This window comes from Alcanivorax sp., from assembly GCF_040119285.1.
Taxonomy (GTDB): Bacteria; Pseudomonadota; Gammaproteobacteria; order Pseudomonadales; family Alcanivoracaceae; genus Alcanivorax.
Map to the genome: position 1 here is coordinate 1 of NZ_JBEDTY010000026.1, position 3,533 is coordinate 3,533.

The window sequence follows — 3,533 nt, forward strand, 5'->3', positions numbered from 1 at the left end:
CATGGATCCAAAACCCACCACCAGGTCCACATTACGTAATACGGAAAAGACCCTGTTAGCCGATTCGGCTAATCGGTACATCCACATGGCCACCACGGACAACACGCGCCGAACCTACCGTGCGGCCATTCGAAGCTTTGAGCGCTGGGGCGGACGTCTACCGACACAGCCGGCGACCTTGGCGGCCTACCTGTCCGACCAGGCAGTCGCGCTTAATCCTCGCACGCTGGATGTCTACCTGACGGCCCTGGGGCGCTGGCACCAGACTCAGGGATTGCGTGATCCCGCTCGGGACCCTGGCGTGCGCAAAACGTTGGAAGGGATTCGTCGCGTCCATGGTCGGCCGAAACGGCAAGCCCGGGCGCTGCGCCTCGAACACATTGCCGTCTTTCTGCAAACACTCCAGCAGCAGCCTGACTCGCTCAAGAAGCATCGCGACTGGGCCCTGCTGCAGGTCGGTTTTTTTGGGGCGTTTCGCCGCAGTGAGTTGGTGACTATTGAAGTGGAGGATTTGTCGTGGGAGCCGGAAGGGCTTGTGGTGACTCTGCCGCGCTCGAAAACGGATCCTCACGGTGAGGGGCTAAAGCGGGCCCTGCCTCGGGGCAACGGGCCGGTCTGCCCGGTCAGTGCCCTCGAAAACTGGCTAAAGCGCGCGGGCATTCACGAAGGACCCGTCTTTCGAGCCGTCAATCGCTGGGATCGGTTGCAACCCCAAGCCCTCTCAGGCGGGTCAGTGAACCGTATCCTGAAGGCGCTCGGGGAAACCTGCGACCTGGACTTCGTGCCGACCCTGAGCAGTCACAGCTTCCGGCGCGGTTTATCCACCGCCGCCGCGCGGGAGAAGGTCGACTTTGCGCAGATCAAGCGTCAGGGCGGCTGGAAGCATGACGGGGCGGTGCGGGGCTACATCGAGGAAGGGCAGCAGTTTACGGACAACGCCGCAAGCACCCTGCTGGCCAAAGTTGCTAGCCTGATCGAGGGCTCCGATTAATGTTTAGTATGACAGTGGTTGGCTACCCATCCTGAGAGAGTTCGCAATGCATTGGACAGGTATGGACTATCACAGTCACATGCACAAGTGATGCGTTATCCGTTTGGATACGATCGCGGTAATGACCGGGCGGCTGAGGGTCATGGGTAACGACCGCGACAATCGCAGCATACAAGTTAGGCCCAATCGACCAAACATGAAGATCACTCACGCGCGTATCGCCGCATTCTACCGCTCGTTTAACGCCCTGCTGGATACCGGTTTGCTGTTGATCGAGTAACACGCGCGATGTGGCTTTCAATAATCCCCAAGACCACCGGGTAATGAGAATGGCACCGACGATACCCATTGCCGGGTCCATCCAGTTCCACCCGGCGTATTTACCCGCAAGCAGAGCCACGATGGCCAATACAGAGGTGAGCGCATCGGCCAACACGTGGAAATAGGCCGCACGGCGGTTGTGGTCGTGATGGTCATGAGAGTGGTGTGAATCGTCTTCCTGGTGGGCATGACTGTGGTCATGGTGGTCGCCAAGAATTTATGCCGACACGCCGTTGACGATCAGTCCGATGATCGCTACGAAAATAGCGCCGTTGAACGAAATCGTGACCGGATGGATAAAGCGATCAATGCTCTCAACCACCATGAAGAGAGCGAAGCCGGCCAGGAGTACGGCGCCCGTGAACCCTCCCAGCGCATTCACTTTGCCGGTACCGAAACTGAACCGCGAGCTCGATGCGTTTGAGTTCGGCAACCCCGTTGGGGCGAATCACACCGGCGAGTTGTAGAGCCTGGAAAGCACTGTGGGGCGCGTTATCCAGTGGGTGGCGCGTCCTTTTTATTTGGGCCAGTAGATGTGACGATCATCAACGACAAAGTCATGCTCGTGAGCCCTCGGATGGCACCAAGGCATTTTGACATTTTAAGGCCAGTTTTAACGGGACGATCTCGCGATCACTTCTGACCCATCCGATTTCGATATATCTCAAGATCGTCCCGCAGTGGTTCCAGATCATAGCCGGCTGCGCTGGCTTGGCTGAGCAGGTCCGCGATCGGATAGTGAGCCGCCTTGGCATAGGCCCACAAGTGGATGGCGCGCTTCCCGGTGCGACAATAGCCGAGAACCGGGTCCGTGGATGATTGCAAAGCGCTGGCAAAAGCCTCGATATCCTCAGGGGCGTACTTTCCCGGTTCGACTGGAATTTCGTACCACGTCATGCCCAGGGACTCTGCCTTGTTTTTCAGGGTTTGGGTATCAGGCTGGTCGTCCGTTTCATTTCGAGCTCTGCTGGCAATAATCGTGCGGAAACCCGCGTTTGCCAGTTGTTCAATATCGTCAATACCAGGTTGCGCCGTTACACTAAAGCGCTCATCAAGTTGTTTGATATCCATCGAATATCTCCTTTAATTTCAGGGAACTTCTGAATAAGTTTATGTCAGCTCATAGCGGCTGGGTTTATCCAAAAAGAGACCGGCGAGAATGCCAGCAAGGATCGCTATCGCCAGGGCACGATCGAGGCCGGACTCAGTACTCAATGCAGAGTGCTGCGCCATTGGGTAACAATCCATGCTTACAAACGTCACGGTTGCTTTCCGCATGCCAGATTTGCAGGCACGGCAACATCCATCAGTTTGGGGTCGGGCAAGTTAAGATTATTCATGATCCGGGCGTACTCGGCTTCCGATTTGCCCGCCAGACGTGGGTTGTAATGCTTCTCCTCGTAGATGGAGGAGCTCAGCATTCCTTTGTAGTCATGCGCTGGATATACCAACGTATCGTCAGATAAGCGGAACAGTTTGTTAACGATAGAATCGTAGCTCTTGCGTGGGTCGCCGCCCTGAAAATCAGTCCGGCCACTACCGCGAATCAATAACACATCGCCAGTGAATACCGCCTTCTGGTCGCCCTGATTCCAGTAAAAACTGAAGGATTCATCAGTGTGACCCGGAGTGTAAATGGCTTCCAACCGAATGCCGTCGATATCAATTCGATCACCTTCCGATACATGTTCTGATACGCATTCCGCGTTAGTAAATTCACCCATGATGGTGACGCATTGGGTGGCGTCACGCAGATCACCAAGGGCAGTGACGTGGTCAGCATGAGTGTGGGTATCAATCGCCCGGACAAGCTTAAGATCAAGTTGATTAATTAACCCAAGATAGGCCTCCGTCGACTCTTTTACGGGGTCGATGATGAGCGCTTCTCGACCCCGGCCGGACGCAATGAGATAGGTGTAGGTGCTGGATGTTTTGTCGAAGAACTGACGGAACAGCATGAATTTCAACCTTGCGAAAAACGCTAAAAGATATAAGGGTGTAACTAAATGTAATAATAGCAAAGGTAGCTGTCAATCGCAGGGCGAGTGGGCGCCATGCCTAGTGTCACGCCCTTCGGGAGGCCCTGCTTTTTTTGGTTGGTGAGGTTAGCGTACCTCCCTTCAGCCCTTAATTTTGTGTACGCCTCGTTCACGGACTGTCTTGTTCTTTAATCAGGTAAAAGCCGAGTTTTCAAGCCCATCCTGGAGCGATGTGATTAATG

The 3,533-nt window shown here is 55.1% G+C and carries 4 protein-coding genes and 1 pseudogene; 1 reads left to right on the forward strand and 4 read right to left on the reverse strand.

The window, feature by feature from the left end:
* The coding region (locus ABNH10_RS06710) for a site-specific integrase (protein ID WP_075195078.1) at positions 1-991 on the forward strand (991 nt) is incomplete at its 5' end.
* A 22-nt stretch (positions 992-1,013) separates the two neighbouring features.
* Here ABNH10_RS06710 and dmeF read toward each other — a convergent pair.
* The 4 genes and pseudogenes from dmeF to ABNH10_RS06730 all read right to left on the reverse strand — a co-directional run bounded on the left by dmeF (position 1,014) and on the right by ABNH10_RS06730 (position 3,270).
* Positions 1,014-1,694, reverse strand: a pseudogene (gene dmeF, locus ABNH10_RS06715) (CDF family Co(II)/Ni(II) efflux transporter DmeF).
* 251 nt (positions 1,695-1,945) lie between these two features.
* On the reverse strand, positions 1,946-2,383 hold the full coding sequence (locus tag ABNH10_RS06720) for a protein tyrosine phosphatase family protein (protein ID WP_008295672.1): 438 nt from the start codon (positions 2,381-2,383) through the stop codon (positions 1,946-1,948).
* A 39-nt stretch (positions 2,384-2,422) separates the two neighbouring features.
* Entirely contained in the window at positions 2,423-2,575 is a 153-nt protein-coding gene (locus tag ABNH10_RS06725) for a hypothetical protein (protein WP_169729147.1), read from the reverse strand.
* Positions 2,572-3,270, reverse strand: a complete 699-nt coding sequence (locus ABNH10_RS06730; RefSeq protein WP_349385207.1) for an MBL fold metallo-hydrolase — start codon at positions 3,268-3,270, stop codon at positions 2,572-2,574. The genes ABNH10_RS06725 and ABNH10_RS06730 overlap by 4 nt, the downstream gene beginning before the upstream one ends.
* Between the last annotated feature and the right edge of the window lie 263 nt (positions 3,271-3,533).

Excerpts from the sequence above, each read along its gene's own strand:
- ABNH10_RS06720 (WP_008295672.1), bottom strand. The coding sequence starts at position 2,383 with ATGGATATCAAACAACTTGATGAGCGCTTTAGTGTAACGGCGCAACCT.
- ABNH10_RS06730 (WP_349385207.1), bottom strand. The coding sequence starts at position 3,270 with ATGCTGTTCCGTCAGTTCTTCGACAAAACATCCAGCACCTACACCTAT.